Source organism: Nocardia sp. NPDC050710, from assembly GCF_040654375.1.
Lineage (GTDB): Bacteria > Actinomycetota > Actinomycetes > Mycobacteriales > Mycobacteriaceae > Nocardia.
The window spans coordinates 279,798-297,418 of record NZ_JBFAHV010000001.1 but is presented as its reverse complement, the minus strand read 5'-3'; the positions used below and the strand labels follow the sequence as shown (position 1 = coordinate 297,418).

At 67.5% G+C, this 17,621-nt stretch carries 19 protein-coding genes; 14 read left to right on the top strand and 5 right to left on the bottom strand.

Annotated features, from left to right (window positions below):
- Nucleotides 1-30 precede the first annotated feature (30 nt).
- Genes AB0H61_RS01330 through AB0H61_RS01315 form a run of 4 tightly spaced genes read left to right on the top strand, consistent with a single transcriptional unit; the run spans nt 31 to nt 4,397 of the window.
- A complete protein-coding gene (locus AB0H61_RS01330; protein ID WP_357297754.1) occupies nt 31-906 on the top strand; it encodes a metal-dependent hydrolase in 876 nt (291 codons plus the stop codon).
- Nucleotides 903-1,964 carry a PDR/VanB family oxidoreductase gene (locus AB0H61_RS01325; protein WP_357297752.1) on the top strand — a complete coding sequence of 354 codons (1,062 nt, stop codon included), beginning with the start codon at nt 903-905 and terminating at the stop codon, nt 1,962-1,964. Before AB0H61_RS01330 ends, AB0H61_RS01325 begins: the two co-directional genes overlap by 4 nt.
- A 46-nt stretch (nt 1,965-2,010) precedes the next feature.
- Nucleotides 2,011-3,480, top strand: a complete 1,470-nt coding sequence (locus AB0H61_RS01320) for an NAD(P)/FAD-dependent oxidoreductase (protein ID WP_357297750.1) — start codon at nt 2,011-2,013, stop codon at nt 3,478-3,480.
- The gene (locus AB0H61_RS01315) at nt 3,477-4,397 is read left to right on the top strand and encodes a short-chain dehydrogenase/reductase (RefSeq protein WP_357297747.1); all 921 of its coding nucleotides are present in this window, start codon (nt 3,477-3,479) and stop codon (nt 4,395-4,397) included. The genes AB0H61_RS01320 and AB0H61_RS01315 overlap by 4 nt, the downstream gene beginning before the upstream one ends.
- A 27-nt stretch (nt 4,398-4,424) precedes the next feature.
- Here the strand turns inward: AB0H61_RS01315 and AB0H61_RS01310 are convergent, their stop codons facing one another.
- The gene (locus AB0H61_RS01310) at nt 4,425-5,150 is read right to left on the bottom strand and encodes a TetR/AcrR family transcriptional regulator (RefSeq protein ID WP_357297745.1); all 726 of its coding nucleotides are present in this window, start codon (nt 5,148-5,150) and stop codon (nt 4,425-4,427) included.
- 150 nt (nt 5,151-5,300) lie between these two features.
- Here AB0H61_RS01310 and AB0H61_RS01305 point away from each other — a divergent pair, with 150 nt between their 5' ends.
- The 8 genes from AB0H61_RS01305 to AB0H61_RS01270 all read left to right on the top strand — a co-directional run bounded on the left by AB0H61_RS01305 (nt 5,301) and on the right by AB0H61_RS01270 (nt 11,293).
- Nucleotides 5,301-6,875 (top strand): succinic semialdehyde dehydrogenase, encoded by a 1,575-nt coding sequence (locus AB0H61_RS01305; protein ID WP_357297744.1) that lies wholly within the window; start codon nt 5,301-5,303, stop codon nt 6,873-6,875.
- Between the two features lie 36 nt (nt 6,876-6,911).
- Complete coding sequence (locus AB0H61_RS01300) at nt 6,912-7,742, top strand: SDR family NAD(P)-dependent oxidoreductase (RefSeq protein WP_357297741.1); 831 nt, start codon at nt 6,912-6,914, stop codon at nt 7,740-7,742.
- Nucleotides 7,743-7,788: 46 nt separating this feature from the next.
- Nucleotides 7,789-8,076 (top strand): hypothetical protein, encoded by a 288-nt coding sequence (locus AB0H61_RS01295; protein WP_357297739.1) that lies wholly within the window; start codon nt 7,789-7,791, stop codon nt 8,074-8,076.
- Nucleotides 8,073-8,384: a hypothetical protein gene (locus tag AB0H61_RS01290; RefSeq protein WP_357297737.1), complete on the top strand. Its 312-nt coding sequence runs from the start codon at nt 8,073-8,075 to the stop codon at nt 8,382-8,384. Before AB0H61_RS01295 ends, AB0H61_RS01290 begins: the two co-directional genes overlap by 4 nt.
- A 629-nt stretch (nt 8,385-9,013) precedes the next feature.
- A complete protein-coding gene (locus tag AB0H61_RS01285) occupies nt 9,014-9,232 on the top strand; it encodes a WXG100 family type VII secretion target (protein ID WP_357297735.1) in 219 nt (72 codons plus the stop codon).
- Between the two features lie 16 nt (nt 9,233-9,248).
- Nucleotides 9,249-9,551 (top strand): WXG100 family type VII secretion target, encoded by a 303-nt coding sequence (locus AB0H61_RS01280; protein ID WP_357297733.1) that lies wholly within the window; start codon nt 9,249-9,251, stop codon nt 9,549-9,551.
- On the top strand, nt 9,548-11,020 hold the full coding sequence (locus AB0H61_RS01275; protein WP_357297731.1) for an ADP-ribosyltransferase: 1,473 nt from the start codon (nt 9,548-9,550) through the stop codon (nt 11,018-11,020). Before AB0H61_RS01280 ends, AB0H61_RS01275 begins: the two co-directional genes overlap by 4 nt.
- A 15-nt stretch (nt 11,021-11,035) precedes the next feature.
- Nucleotides 11,036-11,293, top strand: coding sequence for a hypothetical protein (locus AB0H61_RS01270; RefSeq protein WP_357297728.1), 258 nt, complete (start codon nt 11,036-11,038; stop codon nt 11,291-11,293).
- 128 nt (nt 11,294-11,421) lie between these two features.
- Here AB0H61_RS01270 and AB0H61_RS01265 read toward each other — a convergent pair whose 3' ends face one another.
- Together AB0H61_RS01265 and AB0H61_RS01260 are read right to left on the bottom strand one after the other, a co-directional pair.
- Nucleotides 11,422-12,237 (bottom strand): putative protein N(5)-glutamine methyltransferase, encoded by an 816-nt coding sequence (locus AB0H61_RS01265; protein ID WP_357297726.1) that lies wholly within the window; start codon nt 12,235-12,237, stop codon nt 11,422-11,424.
- A 130-nt stretch (nt 12,238-12,367) separates the two neighbouring features.
- Nucleotides 12,368-13,240: a YdcF family protein gene (locus AB0H61_RS01260; protein ID WP_357297724.1), complete on the bottom strand. Its 873-nt coding sequence runs from the start codon at nt 13,238-13,240 to the stop codon at nt 12,368-12,370.
- Between the two features lie 219 nt (nt 13,241-13,459).
- Between AB0H61_RS01260 and AB0H61_RS01255 the strand changes: the two genes are divergently transcribed.
- Nucleotides 13,460-14,314 (top strand): bifunctional 5,10-methylenetetrahydrofolate dehydrogenase/5,10-methenyltetrahydrofolate cyclohydrolase, encoded by an 855-nt coding sequence (locus AB0H61_RS01255; RefSeq protein WP_357297722.1) that lies wholly within the window; start codon nt 13,460-13,462, stop codon nt 14,312-14,314.
- Between the two features lie 27 nt (nt 14,315-14,341).
- On the opposite strand, the gene AB0H61_RS01250 is transcribed toward AB0H61_RS01255, so the two are convergent.
- The gene (locus AB0H61_RS01250) at nt 14,342-15,001 is read right to left on the bottom strand and encodes a hypothetical protein (protein WP_357297720.1); all 660 of its coding nucleotides are present in this window, start codon (nt 14,999-15,001) and stop codon (nt 14,342-14,344) included.
- Between the two features lie 306 nt (nt 15,002-15,307).
- On the bottom strand, nt 15,308-15,739 hold the full coding sequence (locus AB0H61_RS01245; RefSeq protein WP_357297718.1) for a MarR family transcriptional regulator: 432 nt from the start codon (nt 15,737-15,739) through the stop codon (nt 15,308-15,310).
- 82 nt (nt 15,740-15,821) lie between these two features.
- Here AB0H61_RS01245 and AB0H61_RS01240 point away from each other — a divergent pair, with 82 nt between their 5' ends.
- A complete protein-coding gene (locus AB0H61_RS01240; protein ID WP_357297715.1) occupies nt 15,822-17,579 on the top strand; it encodes an ABC transporter ATP-binding protein in 1,758 nt (585 codons plus the stop codon).
- The last annotated feature ends 42 nt before the right edge of the window (nt 17,580-17,621 follow it).

Genomic DNA, 17,621 nt, shown 5'->3' with positions numbered 1-17,621 from the left:
GGTTTCAATGACGAGACGTGAGGATTCGACATGGGTTCCGCCGCGTATTCCGATCAGGCGCATGCCATCCACGCCCGCGATGTCGCCTTCGATTTCGACTCGGTGCCGATGCACTACATCCCCGGTGAGGTGATGGCGACCCACGTCATCAATGTGATGCACCTGGTGCTGCCGGAGGGCGAGCGCGCGATGGCGCAGGCGCTGGCCGAGGCGCTGCCCTTGATCTCCGACGAGCGCCTGGCGGAGCAGGTACGCGGCTTCATCGGCCAGGAATCGATGCACGCGAACTCCCATGAACAGGCACGCAAGCAGTTGGAGCGGATCGGGCTCGAGGTCGGTCCGATGGTCGAAATGATGTCCTGGCTGGTCGACCGGGTGCTCGGAGATCACGGTCTCACCGGACGCGCCCGACATGCCTGGCTCTGCGAGCGGCTCGCCCTGTTCGCGGGCATGGAGCACTACACCGCGGTAATCGGTGAATGGCTGCTCACCAATGACAAACTCGAGGCCGCCGGGATGCACCCGGCGATGCTCGACCTGATCCGCTGGCACGGCGCGGAGGAAGTGGAGCACCGCAGTGTGGTCTACGACGCCTACATGTACGTCGACGGCAGTTACGCGCGTAAGGCGCGGCAAGCGGTGATCGCGAGCATGGGGCTGCTGGCACTGTTCGTGGCCTCCGGCGGCTACCTGTTCCACCGGGATCCGGAGCCGGACAAGGGCCGGTGGTGGCCGTTGCAGCTGGCGAGCGCGTCGATTCGCGGTGTGGTGCCGAATTTCACCACCTTCTTCACCGAGATCCCACGGTATCTGCGGCCCGGTTTCCACCCCTCGCAACTGGGGCCGATGGATAACGCACTGCGCTATCTCGCGCAGTCGCCCGCGGCCCGCGCGGGGAACGCGTGACCGCCGGGTATCGGCCCGGCCCGGCGGTGCGACTGCTGGTGTCGGCGATGGACGCCTACAAGCTCGTCTTCGTCGAAGCGGCGGTGGCGCGGATACTTTCGCGCGCACATCCGGTGCGGCGCGAGGGGTACGACCGGACGGTGGTGATCGAACGGATCCTCGCCGAGGCCGACGGGGTGGTGAGCCTGACGCTGCGCGACCCGCGGGGCACACCGCTGCCCGCTTGGACGCCGGGCGCGCACCTCGATGTGTTCCTGCCATCGGGTAGACAGCGCCAGTATTCGCTCAACGGTGATCCGGCCGATCGCCTGCGCTACCGGATCTCGATCCGGCGCATCGCCGAGGGCGGCGGCGGGTCGGTGGAACTGCACGATACGATGCGCGTCGGGGATCGGCTGCGGATTCGCGGGCCGCGCAACGCCTTTCCGTTCATCGCGGCGCAGTCGTATTTCTTCGTCGCGGGAGGTATCGGCATCACGCCGATACTGCCGATGGTGGCGGCAGCCGCCCGGTCCGGAAAGCCGTGGCGGCTGGTGTATCTGGGGCGTTCCCGGGCCTGCATGCCGTTCCTCGACGAGTTGGCGCGGTGGCGCGGCGGCGAACTGGTGGTGCGACCCGACGACGAATTCGGACCGCCGGATCTCACCACCGTGATCGATCGGGTGCCCGCCGATGCCGCGGTCTATGTGTGCGGCCCACCGCCCCTGATGGATTCGGCGTGCCGACGCGTATCGGAGCTCGACCCGATGTCCGCCCTGCACACCGAGCGCTTCTCACCGTTGCCGGTGCGCGACGGCGTCGAATTCCGTATCGCACTGCGCCGCACCGGCCGCACCGTGCGGGTGCACGCGGAGGAGTCCGCGCTGACCGCCATTCAGCGGGCGATTCCGGGTGTCGCTTATTCCTGCCGCCAGGGCTTCTGCGGAACCTGCAAGGTGCGGGTGGTCGACGGGGAGGTCGACCACCGGGACCGGCTGCTCGCCGACGCCGAACGCGCGGATTCCATGCTCACCTGCGTATCCCGTTCCCACGGTGGCGATCTCACGCTCGACCTGTAGCTGTACGGCGGGCAACGGTGCCCGCGTCGGAAAGGATTGGCTGACCATGGCCGCAGATATTCCCGCTCACGTTCCGATCGCCGTCATCGGTGCGGGTATTGCGGGCATCGGACTCGCCGTGAAATTGCGCGAGGCCGGGTTCGAGGATTTCGTGGTACTCGAGCGCGCCGAGGATCTCGGGGGCACGTGGCGCGCGAATACCTATCCCGGATGCGCCTGCGATGTGCCGTCGCATCTGTACTCGTACTCCTTCGCGCCGAACCCGAACTGGTCGCGCACCTACGGTACGCAATCGGAAATCCTCGACTATTTGCGTCACGTCGCGGCCGAGCACGATGTGGTGCGGCATATGCGATTCGGCGTGGAGTTGGACCGCGCGGACTGGATCGAAACGCAGAACCGGTGGCGGCTGCGTACCGGGCGCGGTGAACTCACCGCGGACATCCTGATTTCGGCGGTCGGGCCGTTCAGCGAGGCACGGATACCCGCGTTGCCGGGGCGGGACGGTTTCGCGGGCACCCAGTTCCACTCGTTGCACTGGGCGCACGAACACGATCTGACCGGTGAGCGGGTGGCGGTGATCGGCACCGGCGCGTCGGCGGTGCAGTTCATTCCGGAGATTCAGCCGCTGGTGCGGAAGCTGACGGTGTTCCAGCGTTCGGCGCCATGGATCGTCTCTCGGCTGGACCGGCCGACCACCGGCGTGGAACGTGCGGTGCTGCGGCGGATGCCGTTGCTCGGCAAGGCGATTCGCGGGGCGTACTACGCGGGCATCGAGGGATTCGGCCTGGTCGGGTTCGTGGACAAGCGATTCCGGCACCCATACGAGACGCTCTCGAAACTACAGCTGTTGCGTCAGGTACGCGATCCGGAACTGCGGCGCAAACTCACCCCCGACTATGTCATCGGATGTAAGCGCGCGATCTTCTCCGACGCGTACTTCCCGGCATTGACCCAGCCGAATGTCGAGGTGGTGACCGCGGGTGTCCGGGAGATCCGGCCGCATTCCGTCATCGCCGCGGACGGCACCGAACATTCGGTCGACACCATCATCTGGGGCACCGGATTCGGCGTGCCCGCCGGGGTTTTCGATCGGGTGCACGGTGCGGACGGGCTGTCCATCGCCGATCATTACCGCCGACGGCCCAGCAGCTATCTCGGCGCCGCGATGACGGGATTCCCGAACTTCTTCTGCACGCTGGGTCCGTTCGGGGCGGCGGGGAATCAGTCCGCCATCTACATGATCGAAGCCCAGCTCCAGTACATCGTCGACGCATTGCGAACGCTGCGGGACAAGGGATTCGCCCGCGTCGAGGTACGGGACGAAGTGCAGCGTGCCTTCTTGGACGAGGTCGCCGAACGCAGCCGGGACACCGCGTGGCTGACCGGTGGTTGCCGGAGTTACTACCAGACGCCGGATGGGCTCAATGCCGGTCTGTATCCGAACTGGAGCTTCGAATACCGCCGTCGCACGCGGCGTTTCGATGCCGAATCCTACGAATTGAGTGTCCGATGAACCTCTCCGATCTGCGGTCGGTTCGGAAGCTGCTCGCCGCGGTGCCGTCCGCGTGGCAGGGTGCCGGTACTTTCGATCCACGCGCAAAGGCAGTGGTGATCACCGGAGCGGGTACCGGCATCGGGCGGGCGCTCGCCGAGAATCTGTATGCCGACGGCGCTTCCGTGGCGATACTCGATATCGACGCGGCGGACGCATCGGAAACCGCACGGGCACTGGGAGAGCGGGCCATTGCCGTGACGGCCGATGTCGCGGATCGGGCTGCCATGCGCGATGCGATGGAGCGTGTGCGCATCGCGTTCGGCCGGATCGATGTGGTCGTCGCGAATGCCGGTGTGGTGCCCGAACCCGCGACGATCGCGACCATGGATCCCGCGGAGTTCGACCGGGTCGTCGGCATCAACCTGGTCGGCGTCTTCAACACCGTGCACCCGGCGCTACCCGACATCATCGCCACCGGTGGCCACGTCGTAGTCGTCTCCTCGGCCGCCGCCTTCGCCCCCGGCATGGCCGGATCTCCTTATATGACAACGAAAGCCGCCGTCGAACAGTTCGGCCGGACATTGCGCGTCGAGCTGGCCGCGGTGGGGGCGACGGCGGGCGTCGCGTACTTCGGCATCGTCGACACCGCCATGACCCACGGCACCTTGGACGAGGACGAATTGGGCCGCGCGGTAGGCGATTTGCTGCCGTGGCCGCTCAGCAAGCGCATCACCGCGGCGGAGGCGGCCGCATCGGTCGCCGACGGGATTCGCAGGCGGGCGCCGCGCACCATCGCCCCCGTGCAGTGGGAGCCCTACGCGATGCTGCGCGGCGCGATCAACGTCGTCCTCGATGATCGGCTCACCCGAGACCGGCGGGTGCACGCGCTGATCCACCGGGTCGAGCAACGGGCCCTCGCGCGTCGCGAGGCGTGATCGGCCGACCCCGTCGGGTCATACGCATCACCCCGGGAAGAGTCCCGGCAGGTCGAGTGCGTACTCGAGGTCGGCGCGGGTGCCGAGGGTGGTGAGCAGGACCCGAATCATGGTGAGCCGGGCCTCCGCAACGGTTTCCGGGTCCGGTTCGGTGCCGGGTTCGGCATCGGCGGAGATCCGGTAGACGACGTACTCGCACACGTGTAGCGCGGCATCGAGATCGAGCGGGCTGGGTACCGGGCGGCCGAGTTCGGCAAAGGTTTCCCGGACCGTGGCGCGAATATCGTCGAAGGCGCGCTCGCGGTAGGCCGAGACCGGTGACGCGGGGTCGTGCAGTTCGGCGAACAGGGGGCGCAGCATGGCGCCGTGGCCGCGGGCCCAGTCCAGGTAGGCGTCGATGAGGCGGATGCCGAGTTCGACCGGCTCGTCGGTCCCGGTCAGCGCGGTGCGGATGCCGCCGACCAGTCCGGCGTTGGAGGCGGTCAGCAGCACATGCAGCGGTTCGACCGCGTTGCCGAAGTAGCGGTAGAAGGTGGGCCGGGCCAGGCCGGCCTGTTCGATGATCTGGGCGACGCTCAGGCCGCGCGAGCCGTTGCGGGTGAAGACCTCCGCGGTGGCGAGCACGATCCGGGCGCGGACCTCCTCGGCTTGCTCCTGGGTCTGCGGCGGGCGGCCGCGGCGGGCGGAGGTCCCGGTCGGGGAACTCCCGGCGGCCGGTGCGGCGGCCTTGGCGGCCGAGCCTCTAGCGGGCACGGTGAGCCCTCACAGCGGCGGGCCCGACGGGTCTGTGGTGCACACCGGAGAGCTTGACACGGGACGCGGCACAAGTATTAATCTAACACCACTGTTCAGTAAATGGCTGAACATCCGCGCCGCCGATCCGTTCCATGAGAGGGCCGACCGATGACGACCGCCCGCCCGCTGGCCGCCGAGCCCACCGCACTGCCCTCGACCCTGGTCCAGCCGCTGCTCGACCATGCTGTCGCGGGCGGCGCACCGTCCGTCGAGGTGTTCGCCCCCGCCACCGGGGCCAAGATCGCCGACCTGCCGCAGTCCTCGACCGCCGATATCGATCGGGCCTTCGCGACCGCGCGGGACGCGCAGCGGGACTGGGCGCGGCGTCCGGTGCGCGAACGGGTCGCGGTGCTGCGCCGATTCCACGACATCGTGCTGCGCGAGCAGGCGACCATCCTCGACATCGTGCAGGTCGAGACCGGTAAGTCGCGTGCACACGCCTTCGACGAGGTCGGCGATGTCGCGGTGAACGCCAGGTACTACGCCTCGGTGGCGGAGAAACTGCTCGCGAACCGCAAGCCGCGCGGCGTGCTGCCGGTGCTCACCCAGGTCGACGTGCGGCATCGGCCGAAGGGCGTCGTCGCGGTGATCTCGCCGTGGAACTACCCCCTCGCGCTGGCCGTATCGGATGCGCTGCCCGCCCTGGTCGCGGGCAATGCGGTGGTCGCCCGGCCGGACAATCAGACCGCGCTGACCGCGCTGTGGGCCATCGATGCCGGCGAACGCGCCGGACTGCCGCGTGGCCTGTGGCAGGCGGTACTCGGGCGCGGATCGGTGATCGGCGGCGAGGTCATCGGCCGCGCCGACTACGTCGACTACACCGGATCCAGTGCCACCGGCCGCACCATCGCACAGCAGGCCGGGGAGCGCCTGATCGGCTACTCGCTGGAACTCGGCGGCAAGAATCCGCTGTTGGTGCTGGCCGACGCGGATATCTCCCGTGCCGCGAAGATCGCCATCCGGGCCTGCTTCGCCTCGGCCGGGCAGCTGTGCGAATCGATGGAGCGCATCTACGTGCACGACAGCGTGTACGACCGGTTCGTCGGCGAATTCGTCGAGCGTGTGCGGGCGCTCGAGCTCGGCGGCGGACTGGATTACGGCAGCGATATGGGCTCGCTGACCTTCCCTCGGCAGCTCGACACCGTACGGTCGCATGTCGAGGACGCGGTGGCCAAGGGCGCCACCGTGCTCGCGGGTGGGCGCGCCCGGCCGGATCTCGGCCCCTACTTCTACGAGCCGACCGTGCTGGCCGACGTGCGGCCGGGCATGACCGTGTACCGCGAGGAGACCTTCGGTCCGGTCGTCTCGATCTACCGGGTCGGCAGCGATGACGAGGCGGTGGCGGCCGCCAATGACACCGCTTACGGGCTCAACGCCAGCGTGTGGACCAAGGACACGGCCAAGGGCCGCGCGGTCGCCGCGCGCATCAATGCCGGATCGGTGAACGTCAACGAGGGCTTCATCGCGGCGTGGGGCAGCGCCGACGCACCGTCCGGTGGGCTCGGTATCTCCGGCACCGGTCGTCGGCACGGGCCCGAGGGCCTGTTGAAGTACATCGACACCCAGACCATCGCGGTGCAGCGCGTACTGCCGATCGCGCCACTGCCCGGCATGTCCGAAGAGTTATGGGCGAAAACCATGACGCTGTACTTCAACGTCATGAAGACGTTGCGCCAGAAGTGATTTCACGCTGATACGACGAAGCAGGGATGGAAACGGATGAAGCTCGACACGGTTGCGGGTAAGAAGGTCCTCGTCACGGGTGCCGCCATGGGCCTGGGCAAGCTGTTCGCCGAGCGCGCGGTGCGCGAGGGCGCGGCCACCGTGGTGCTCTGGGATATCAACGAGGCGGCGCTGAAGGATACCGCCGCCGAGCTGGCCGGTCTGGGCGGCACCGTGCATCACTATGTGGTCGACGTCTCGGCGCAGGAGGCCATTGTCGAGGCGGCCGCCGCGGTGCGCGGCGAGGTCGGCGACATCGACATCCTGGTCAACAATGCGGGCATCGTGCGCGGCAACAGCTACTTCTGGGAAACCGACAATCGCGCGGATATCGACAAGACCATGGCGATCAACTCGCTGGCCCCCATGTACATCACCCTGGAATTCCTGCCCGCCATGGTGCGTGGCACGGGCGAGGCACGGGTGCTGAACATCGCCTCGTCCGCGGGTCTGGTCTCCAACCCGCGCATGAGCGTCTACGCGGCGTCCAAATGGGCGGCATTGGGTTGGTCCGATTCGGTGCGCATCGAACTGGAGCAGGCGGGCCACGACCACGTGAAGGTCACCACCGTGTGTCCGACCTACATCAATACCGGAATGTTCGACGGCGCCAAGGGTTTCCTGTTCACGCCGATCCTGGAGCAGGACGCGGTGGTCGACACCTCATGGAAGGAAATGAAAGCGGGCCAGCCGCTGGTCATCCTCCCGTGGACCTCGCGCCTCAACAAGGCGCTGTCCGGGCTGCTTCCCATCAAGGTCCGGGATCTGTTCCTGAACACCGTCGGCGTCTACCACTCGATGGACGAGTTCACCGGCCGGAAGAAGTGATCCGGCATTCCCAGCTGCGGTAATACCTTGGTATTATCGACTCACAATGCAATATGAGTGGTGGTACGGAGCCAGGGACTATCTCGCGCGAGCCGGGATCGAGGCCTGGGAGGTCATGGAGGTCCTGTACTCGCCGAGGCGCTGGCCGCGGCCCGCGCGCACACCCGAGGGCCTACCGGTACTCACGGTGTGGGGCCGTACCGACGAGGGTCGCCCGGTCGTGGTGATGCTGCGACAGCCTGCCGCGGCCCCCGGCACCTGGGAGGTCGTCCTGGCAGCGCCCATGCGACCGCATCAATTGCAGGAGTACGAGGCATGGGAGGCCCAGCAGTGAAAGATCTCCGCGGAGGCGATGATCCCGGCACGATCCTGGACTCGCTGACCTACGACGACAACGCCGCGACGCCCGAACTCCCGCCCACCAGTGCGGAACTCGAGCGGGCGATGACGGTGGTGCGCTCGCTGAAGATGTCACCGGAAATGGACCGGCGCGTCAAAGAGACAGCGGCCGCCCACTGCGTCACGCAATCGATGCTGATCCGTCAGTACATCGAAATGGGTCTGGCGGCCGAACAACCGGAACGCATGATCCCACTGTCGGACGCGATCCGAGTGCTGTCGAACCTGCGCCCGTCGGCATAAGGCCCGCTTCTCCTTGATGTTGAGCGCCGATGAACTCGGCGCGAGCGACCAGCTGATCACCATCGACGTGACCGACGGGGCCCTGACCGGTGTGCGTGCCCGCTGGCCGTCTCGATCCCTAACCACGGCTACGCCTTGATGCGCACCCTGACCCCCCGGCGACCCGGCCCGGTTCGCTGATCGGCTCGCTGCCGCCGACCGTGACACCATGGACGCGGTAGGCATGGCGCTGCGGGCCGCCTTGGACCTCTAGCGGCCCACTTGCGTGCCGAAACCGACCCGCCCACACCCGAATACCTCTCAGCCCGAACGGCCGAGAATCGCAATCCAGGGCCGTTACTCGTGTTCGGGGGATAGATGCGCGCGCTTCGGCGGCCACTGCGGCGCGGGTAAGGATTACGATACGAGATCAGGAGCGGACCCATTGCCGAGGCTATCGCTGCCGAAAGCGTTGCGCCGCAGATGGTCTCAAATGGAACCGTAGGACACGTCGACACGTCCGAGAGATCAGATTCACGAGATCGTTGGAGAGGTGCCATGACCAGCGCAGTGCAATTCGAGGTGGTGCCCGAGCATGTCTCGGACGCGGGCCGGTATGTGCAGGAGATAGCGCAAACCTGATCAACGGGGTGCGTACGGCCGACGCCGAGGTCGCGGGATTGATGTCATCGTGGCGTGGGGTCGCGGCGAACACCTACGCGAGCGGATGGGACGAGACGCGCCGCGGCGCGCTGGAAGTGCTCGAGGCGTGGGGGGATATGGCCGAGCTGTTGGGCGTGGTGGCAGCGAAGCTGCCCGCAGTCGATACCAGCACAGCGGGCCAATTCGGCTCGCTGACGCTGCCGTGAGTGACAGAGGGGCAGCATGACGGAGTATCGCGTAGACCTGGCGCATCTGGACGAGGTGACCGCCAAAGTCGTTGGCCTGGAACAGTTTCTGACCACATCACTGGCGGAGCTCGAGGAACGGATACAGACGGTGCAGGGCACGTGGTCGGGGGCAGCCGCGGATGCGCACGCCGAGGCGCACCGGGAATGGGCGGCTGCGGCCGCGCAGGTGGCCGAGGGAATCGCGACCATGCGCGCCTCCGCCGCCGCCGCGCACGCCGCCTACACCACCGCAGGCGAAACAAACCTGCGGATCCTGGGCCGCGGAGGGTCGGCGTGACCATTGTCGACATGAACACCTCGGTGTACTACGACACCGCGGCCAAGGTGAACGGCGCGGCTACGGCGTGGTTCGCTGCGATCGATGCCCAATGGCCGTCACTGACACTGGGCGCGAAGATGTGCGGGTCATATGAGGAGGCGCGCAAGTTCGCCACCTCCTATGACGAGTTGGCCGCGGATGCGTTGTCGCTGGCGTCGCGTGTGGCGATCACCGCCCACAACTACACGCTGATCATGCTGACGTTGGGTTACAACCACGCAAAAGCCGAGTGGGAGGCCGCGGGCAAGCCGGGCTCGGAACCGGCCCCGCCGACGATTCCGCCGTCGCCGGTGTTTTTGTGCCGGGTGCCGCTGCCATCGGCGGGCGGCCCCGGTAATGGCCTGGTGTCGACCGGCGTCGAGTTGGCCGAAATGCTCAAAATCACTGTGCCCGACGGTGATACAACGAAGATGTCCAATGCCGCTGCGGTGTGGGACCGGATCGAAACCGACGCTGCGGTGACTGCGCTGCCCGACGTGCTCGAGGCGGCGGCGAATGCCTTTGAGGCGGTGACCGCGCCCGAGTCGTCGGCCATCGATGAGGACCTGCGCGCGCTACGCTCGGCGGCCGCGGCGAACATCGCGATCTTCGGCGACCTTGCCACGGCGTGCCGGGAGCACCGCGCTTCGCTCGACGATCTGCGCGCCACGCTGAAAACGCAACTCGAATCCATCCGTGACGCGCTCATGATCGAGCCGGCCATCAATGCCGCCATCTCGATAGCGTCGTCCTGGATCACCTTCGGCGTGTCGGCGGCCGTCGGCGTCGCTGGCGCGGCCGCGATCTGCGCCCGCTACGCCCGCCCCATGCGGGCCAGTATCGAGGCGTGGCAGGCGGGTTCGCCCGCCACACGCGCGGTCCGCACCGAACAAGTGGTCGCGCACCACACACCCAACCTGAACCGGCTGGATGAGCTCAAAGCCACCATGAAGCCGGAAATCAAACTCGAGCCGGTCCGACATCCGCCGAACGTGCCCAAAACCGAGCTGGCCGCCGCCGATCGCGAAGCGATCAGCAAATATACCGGAACCAGCGCCATTCTCAATGGTGCGCTGCGCGAAGGGAAGATGACACCGCAATTGCAACAGGAGGCGGACGCGCTGAATACGGCCTTGAGCAAGCTTCCCGACTACAAAGGGCCGGTGACCCGGCGCACCGATCTATCGGAAGATATTCTCGACCGGTATCGGCCAGGCCGATCCGTCACCGAAGAAGCGTTTACGTCCAGCTCGGCGGCCCCAAGCGCGGCGAAGGATCTGCCGGTGGAATTTCAGATAGTATCCGATTCCGGCAAGTATATAGGCCACCACAGCGGCGCGCCGCAAGAGCTTGAAGTGCTTTTCAAATCGGGAACCGAATTCATGGTCACCAACCGAACCGAAGTCGGTGGCCGGATCATTATTCAAATGGCCGAGATACCCAAATAGTAGGAGAATAGAAAAATGCCGGAAAGAATCGCAGGAAAGATCTTCAAGACACCGGAAGAAGTTGGGCAGCCGTTCACCCCCGAACAGCTCGCGGACATCCAACGGCAGTTCGACGAGTTCAACGCGCTCCGTGACGCCGTTCCCGAGTCCGAACAGATCCATCTACCAGAACGGTTCGGCGACGACCTGATCGGCACCGAATACGAAGACCAGTACCGCGCCCAGGTAGAAGGACGCAAGGCGCGCGGCGAGTTCTGGGACCAGCAGGGATAACAGCGGGCACGGCGTCCCGCTGGGGGCCGAGCGATAGAACGATTCTCGGATCGCTCAGATGCCTTGGGGGTCACACGCATCCGGGCGGCGCAATGCGAGTGCGGTCGGCGCTGGTTCGGATCCGAGTGTCAGGTACGACCGACAGGTGCGGTGCCGATGACGACCGTGGCGTAGTGCTCGTCGGATTCGGTGATACGCGCGTTCAGTCCCTGCTGCCGCAGGATGGCGGCGGCGACGGGGGCTTGGGTTTCACTCTCTTCGACCAGGAGGTGGCCGCAGGGGGCCAGCCAGGAGGGGGCCGCGGCGGCGACACGGCGGAGGATGTCGAGGCCGTCGGGGCCGCCGTCGAGGGCGCGGCGCGGTTCGTGGTCGCGGGCCTCGGGCGGCATCCGGGCGATCATGTCGGTGGGGACGTACGGGGTGTTGCAGAGCAGGATATCGATGCGGCCGCGCAGGTCGGTGGGTAGCGGGTCGAAGAGATCACCCGCGTAGACATGGGCGCCGAGCGGGGCCAGATTGCGGCGGGCGCAGTCGACCGCGGCGGGTTCGATATCGGCCGCGGACAGGTCGACGGTGCGTCCCTCGGCCGCGAGCACGGTGGCCAAGGCCAGCCCCAAAGCGCCCGATCCGCAGCACAAATCGACGACGACCGGGCGGTCGAGGCCCTGTACACGTGCCAGTGCGGCTGCCTCGTCGACCAGGAATCCGGTGCGCTGCCGAGGGACGAACACGCCGGGCGCGACACCGACCCGCAGACCGTGGAACTCGACCCAGCCGACCAGATGCTCCAGCGGAGTTCCCGAAACCCGTTGCGCCACCAGTTGTTCCAGATCGGAACCGGTTTCCGCGGCGGCAATGGCCAGCAGGTCCGCCTCTTCCTCGGCGAACACACATCCGGCCCTGCGCAGTTGCGCCACCACATCGGAACTTCCCGTCGACACCACCCGGACATCCTGCCGTGCCCGGCCTCGTGATGGCCAGCGGATATCCCGGACCCGCCGCGGACGGGCCCTGCGGTACGCACGAATCCGGGCCGTGGCGGGTGTGCCACGGCCCGGATTCGTCCGGGAACCGCTAGCGCGACGTCGCCAGCTGGAAGGTCCGGGTGGCGTCGAGGTAGATGCCACGCTGGTTCTGCCGGGCCGGCGGCGGAAGCTGGGAGACGAGTTGCTCCAGCGAGGTGGTCGCGCCGACGACGTGGGTGCCCGCGACAATGAAATCGGCGACCGCGCGGCGGATGTGGTTGGGGGAGGTGACCACGACCGCGCTACTCGCGCCGAGATCGCGCAGCATCCTGGTGCTGAACAGCGCGTTCTGCACGGTGGACCCGGCGCGGTTCTCGACATTGATCCGATCGGCGGGCAGTCCGCGGGCGATCAACCAGTTGCGCATGGCCTCGGCCTCGGTAATGCCGTTCTGTGGATTGCCGCCGGTGACGACGATGGGGGAGAACGGCGAGGCGATCGCCTGTAGCCATGCGGCGGTGAGGCGATTCTCCAATTCGGGCCGCAACCCGCCGTCCGGCAGCAGACCGTAACCGAGCACCACGATGCCGGTCTGCGGGCCGACGAGGGCGGGCAGCGGGTTGGGCAGGGTGCCGACGGCAGCGTTGATGGCATTGAGGACATGGGTGGTCCCGGCGGCCATGCCGGGGTCGATCGCGTTCAGGCGCGCCATCGAATCGGCGAGCGCGAGATAGTCATTGGCGTACTGCGACCAGATGGCCTGTAGTGCGAGTGCTTCCGTATCGGTGGGGTCGGCACCGAGCAGCGCCCGCAGGTCGGCGCGGCCCGCGGAGTCGTCGCCGTCGGTGAAATTGCGCTGGGCGGAGTTGTAGAGGACGTCGGTGTGCGGGGCCGCCTGGGCGGGCGCACCGGCCAGGCCGGAGAGGGTGACGGCCGCGAACGACGACGCGACCAGGGTTTTCCAATGCCTCGAGATCTTCACGACAGTCGACACCTTTCCACGCGTGAAACGGGGTTTTCGGCACGTCAGCTGGCAGTTAACCGGGGGCAAGCTCACACCACGATACGACTGGTCCACGCGATTCATCCGCAATTGCCGGGCGGAGTCCGCGGTTTGTTTCGGGCATAGGGGCACACCGCGCGACCCGAGGGGTGATCCGGCGCAACCCGTTCGGCGCCCGCACCGTTAGGGTGGATCACCGTGGATACCGTTTCGCTGACCGGCAAGGAACTCGCCGCCGCCATCAACGCCGACACCAAGGAGCGCGCCGCCGCGCTCACCGCGAGCGGGACCGCGCCGCGCCTGGCCCTGATCGTCGCCAACGACGACCCGGCCAGCGCCTGGTACGTGAACTCGCTGCGCAAGGCGGCCGAGCGCCTCGGAATCGCCTGCGACCGGATCGATCTGGGCGCCGCGGCGAGCGCCGACGCGATCCGCGCCGAACTCGCCGCGCGCAGCGCCGACACCGACGTCGACGCCATCATGCTGCAGACCCCGCTGCCCGCGGGTGTCACCCTGGACGATGTGAGCTCCGCGATCTCGGCGGACAAGGATGTCGACGGCGTCAGCCCGCTGTCACTCGGCCTGCTCGCGGCCGGCCTGGACGGTTTCGTCCCGGCCACCTCCGAGGCGGTCGTCGAGTTGCTGAAGCATCACGAAATCCCGCTTGCCGGTCGGCATGTCACGGTGGTCGGGCGCTCCAACGTGGTCGGCAAGCCGCTCGCGCAGCTGCTGCTCGCCGAGAACGCCACCGTTACTGTCGCGCACTCCCGCACCACCGACCTGCCCGCCGTCACCTCGGCCGCCGATATCGTTGTCGCGGCGGCGGGCCGGATCGGCCTGGTCACCGGCAAGCATGTGGGCGATGGCGCGGTGGTGATCGATGTGGGTACCAATGAGGCCGCCGACGGCGGCATCGTCGGCGATGTCGAGGCGGAGTCGGTGCGCGGCAAGGCGTCCGGGCTGAGTCCGGTGCCCGGTGGCGTCGGCCCCGTGACCACCGCGTTGCTCATGCGGCACGTCGTGGCGGCTGCCGAGAAGGCGCGCGGCGACTGAACCGGTGCCGCGTTCGATCGCGCCGGACTACTTGACCGGCGCGATCGCGGTGATGACGGTCTTGTCGCCGACGCGGGCGGTGCCGACCGCCTGCGCGTTATAGGTGAACGGAGCTGACCCCGGACGGTATTCGGTGACGACGACCAGGTACTGACCCGCGAACGCGCCGGGCGTGATACTCACGCAGTGCGTGGTGCCCACCGGGATCGAATCGATGCCCTGCTGGATGGCGTGCGCTGTCGCGACCGACCCGTCCGACGCCACCACCGCGCGTGCCAGTACCCCGGATCGCCCGACGTAGTAGGCATGTTGGAAGGCGAAGATCGCGGCCGGGCCGGAGTCGACGCCGCCCGCGCCGTTGCCCTGGATGCGATTGCCGACGCGTTCGGCCGGGCATTGGGCGACGGGTTTGCCCGGCGCGGAGGCGGGCACCACCACGATCTCGGTCGGGGTGCTCGACGCGACCGACTGCGGTGCCGGCCCGCCGCGGAACTGGAAGAAGGCGAGGCCGAGCAGTACGGCCGCGGCGACGGAACCGACCAGCGGCGCCAGCCAGCGCCGTGTGGGTTGGCGTCGCTTGGAGCGGTCGATCATCCGAGCGAAGACATCGTCCTCGGGGAATTTCTCGGGTTCCGGTTCGGGGTCGAACCTCGGCAGCGGGATCGGGGCGGTCGGCGCATGCGCCATCCATTCGGACCAATCGCCCTGGAAGTGTCCGCCCGTGGGCGGAGGGTACGGGATCGGGCCCCGTCGCGGTCCCGGTCGTATGCCCATATCCGGTCGATCCATTACCCCGCCTCCATCAGGTCACACCGTAGAGTTCGTTCCCGCATCGGATGCCGCCCCCCGGAACGATACTGCCAGTTTGCTGTCCCCGACGTGCATTGCCGCGGCTGGTGGTGAATGGCGTACCGAAACCGTTCTATCGCAGGCGATTCTAGCCATTCCGAGGCGCGCGCGGGTGACGGCACACGGTCGGCGGGTGCTCGAAACCTAGTTCGTCTCGTCGGAATCGAGCGCCGCGAGCAGATCTCGGAGGGTGTCGCGCTGCGACGGGGTGAGGGTGGCGAAGAGGTCTTCGGCGGCTCGGCGCCGTGCCCGCGCCATGCGGCTGAGCACGTCGCGTCCCGCGTCGGTCGCTGCCACCAGTATGGATCGGCGATTGGCCGGATCCGGTGCGCGCGTGACGAGGCCGGCGGACTCGAGTGCGTCCACCACGGTGGTGGCCGAACGCGGGACGATGTCGAGGCGTTCGGCCAGTGCCGACATCCGCAGCGGGTCGGTCGCGTGACCGATGATGCGCAGGGCGCGGGCCTGCGACGGGGTGAGACCGAGCGGGGTGAGGCCGGTCATCTGGTTGCGGCGGATGCGTTTCGATGTGCGCAGGAACAGTTCGGGGAGATCGGGTTCGGGGCCGCTGTCCATGATTCTGAGTCTAGCTCATTGTTCAATGGAACAATTATGAGTCATACTCGGTTTCATAGTTGGTTCCCGGAAGGAGGCGCCTATGCAGCCCCCATCTCATCTTCGCCGGATCGTCCGGCTCTTCCGCCCCTATCGCGCCCGGCTGGCGCTGGTCGCGGCCCTGGTCGGAGCGTCCTCGGTCGTCGCACTGGCCTCGCCGTTCATGCTGCGCGCGGTGCTCGACGACGCGCTCCCGCACGGCCGCACCGGCCTGCTGACCCTGCTCGCCGCGGGCATGATCGCGGTCGCCGCGCTGACCAGCGTGTTCGGCGTCCTCCAGACCTACATCTCCACGGCGGTCGGCCAGGACGTCATGCACGACTTGCGTTCTGCCGTCTACGCCCAGCTACAGCGGATGCCGCTGTCCTTCTTCACCTCGACGCGCACCGGCGAGGTGCAATCCCGCATCGCCAACGATATCGGCGGCATGCAGTCGACCGTCACCTCCACCGCCACCTCGCTCGTCTCGAACTTCACCACCGTCGTAGCCTCGACCATCGCCATGATCGCGCTGGATTGGCGGCTCACCGTGGTGTCGCTGATCATGTTGCCGTTCTTCGTCTGGATCAGCCGCCGGGTCGGCGCCGAGCGCCGCAAGATCACCGGGCAGCGCCAGCAACAGCTCGCGTCCATGTCGGCGATCGTGGAGGAGTCACTGTCGGTGAGCGGCATCCTCCTCGGCCGCACCATGGGCCGTTCCCCTGCGCTGGTCGACGACTTCGCGCGGGAATCGCGCGGGCTGGTGGATCTGGAGATCCGGGCCAGTATGGCCGGCCGCTGGCGGCAGTCGACCATCCAGATCGTGATGGCGGCGATGCCCGCTGTCATCTACTGGGTCGCCGGGCTGACATTCGCCGCCGGGCACCCGCTGGTCTCGATCGGCACCCTGGTCGCCTTCACCACACTCCAAGCGAGCTTGCTGCGCCCGATGGTGCAACTGCTGTACACCGGCGTCGAGGTGCAGAGCTCGCTGGCATTGTTCGGTCGTATCTTCGAATACCTGGATCTGCGGCCCGATATCGAGGAGCCGGAGCTTCCGATACGGGTCGACCGAGTGCGTGGTGAGGTGCGGTTCGACGAGGTCGGTTTCTCGTACGGATCCGGTAGCCGCGAGGTGCTCGACGGTATCGATCTCACCGTGCCCGCGGGAACCAGCCTCGCGATCGTGGGGGAGACCGGCTCCGGTAAGACCACTTCCGGCTACCTGGTGGCGCGGCTGTACGACGTGACCTCGGGCCGGGTGACGATCGACGGCGTCGACGTGCGGGATCTGTCCTTCGCCGATCTGGCCGCGTCGGTCGGCGTGGTATCGCAGGAGACCTACCTGTTCCACGCCTCCGTCGCCGACAATCTGCGATTCGCCAAACCCGGCGCGACCGATGCGGAACTGCACGACGCGGCGCGCGCGGCCCAGATCCACGACCATATCGCCGCCCTTCCGGACGGCTACGACACCCTGGTCGGCGAACGCGGCTACCGGTTCTCCGGCGGTGAGAAACAGCGCCTCGCGGTGGCGCGCGCGATCCTGCGTAATCCGCCGATCCTGGTGCTGGACGAGGCGACCAGCGCATTGGACACCCGCACCGAACGTGAGGTGCAGGCCGCCATCGACGCATTGTCGGCGGGCCGCACCACCATCACCATCGCGCACCGGCTCTCCACCATCCGCGGTGCGGATCAGATCGTGGTGCTGGATCGGGGACGGATCGCCGAGCGCGGCACGCATGAGGAATTGATGCGACGGGGCGGCCGCTACGCGGGGCTCGCCGCGCGTGACGAGACGGTTCTCACGGCGGCCTGATCGACGAATTCCCCAGGGTGCCACGCGGATCGGTGAGCCGGG

Coding starts and splice junctions, on each gene's coding strand:
- AB0H61_RS01330 (WP_357297754.1), top strand. CDS start 31: ATGGGTTCCGCCGCGTATTCCGATCAGGCGCATGCCATCCACGCCCGC.
- AB0H61_RS01320 (WP_357297750.1), top strand. CDS start 2,011: ATGGCCGCAGATATTCCCGCTCACGTTCCGATCGCCGTCATCGGTGCG.
- AB0H61_RS01315 (WP_357297747.1), top strand. CDS start 3,477: ATGAACCTCTCCGATCTGCGGTCGGTTCGGAAGCTGCTCGCCGCGGTG.
- AB0H61_RS01305 (WP_357297744.1), top strand. CDS start 5,301: ATGACGACCGCCCGCCCGCTGGCCGCCGAGCCCACCGCACTGCCCTCG.
- AB0H61_RS01300 (WP_357297741.1), top strand. CDS start 6,912: ATGAAGCTCGACACGGTTGCGGGTAAGAAGGTCCTCGTCACGGGTGCC.
- AB0H61_RS01295 (WP_357297739.1), top strand. CDS start 7,789: ATGCAATATGAGTGGTGGTACGGAGCCAGGGACTATCTCGCGCGAGCC.
- AB0H61_RS01280 (WP_357297733.1), top strand. CDS start 9,249: ATGACGGAGTATCGCGTAGACCTGGCGCATCTGGACGAGGTGACCGCC.
- AB0H61_RS01270 (WP_357297728.1), top strand. CDS start 11,036: ATGCCGGAAAGAATCGCAGGAAAGATCTTCAAGACACCGGAAGAAGTT.
- AB0H61_RS01250 (WP_357297720.1), bottom strand. CDS start 15,001: ATGGCGCATGCGCCGACCGCCCCGATCCCGCTGCCGAGGTTCGACCCC.
- AB0H61_RS01245 (WP_357297718.1), bottom strand. CDS start 15,739: ATGGACAGCGGCCCCGAACCCGATCTCCCCGAACTGTTCCTGCGCACA.
- AB0H61_RS01240 (WP_357297715.1), top strand. CDS start 15,822: ATGCAGCCCCCATCTCATCTTCGCCGGATCGTCCGGCTCTTCCGCCCC.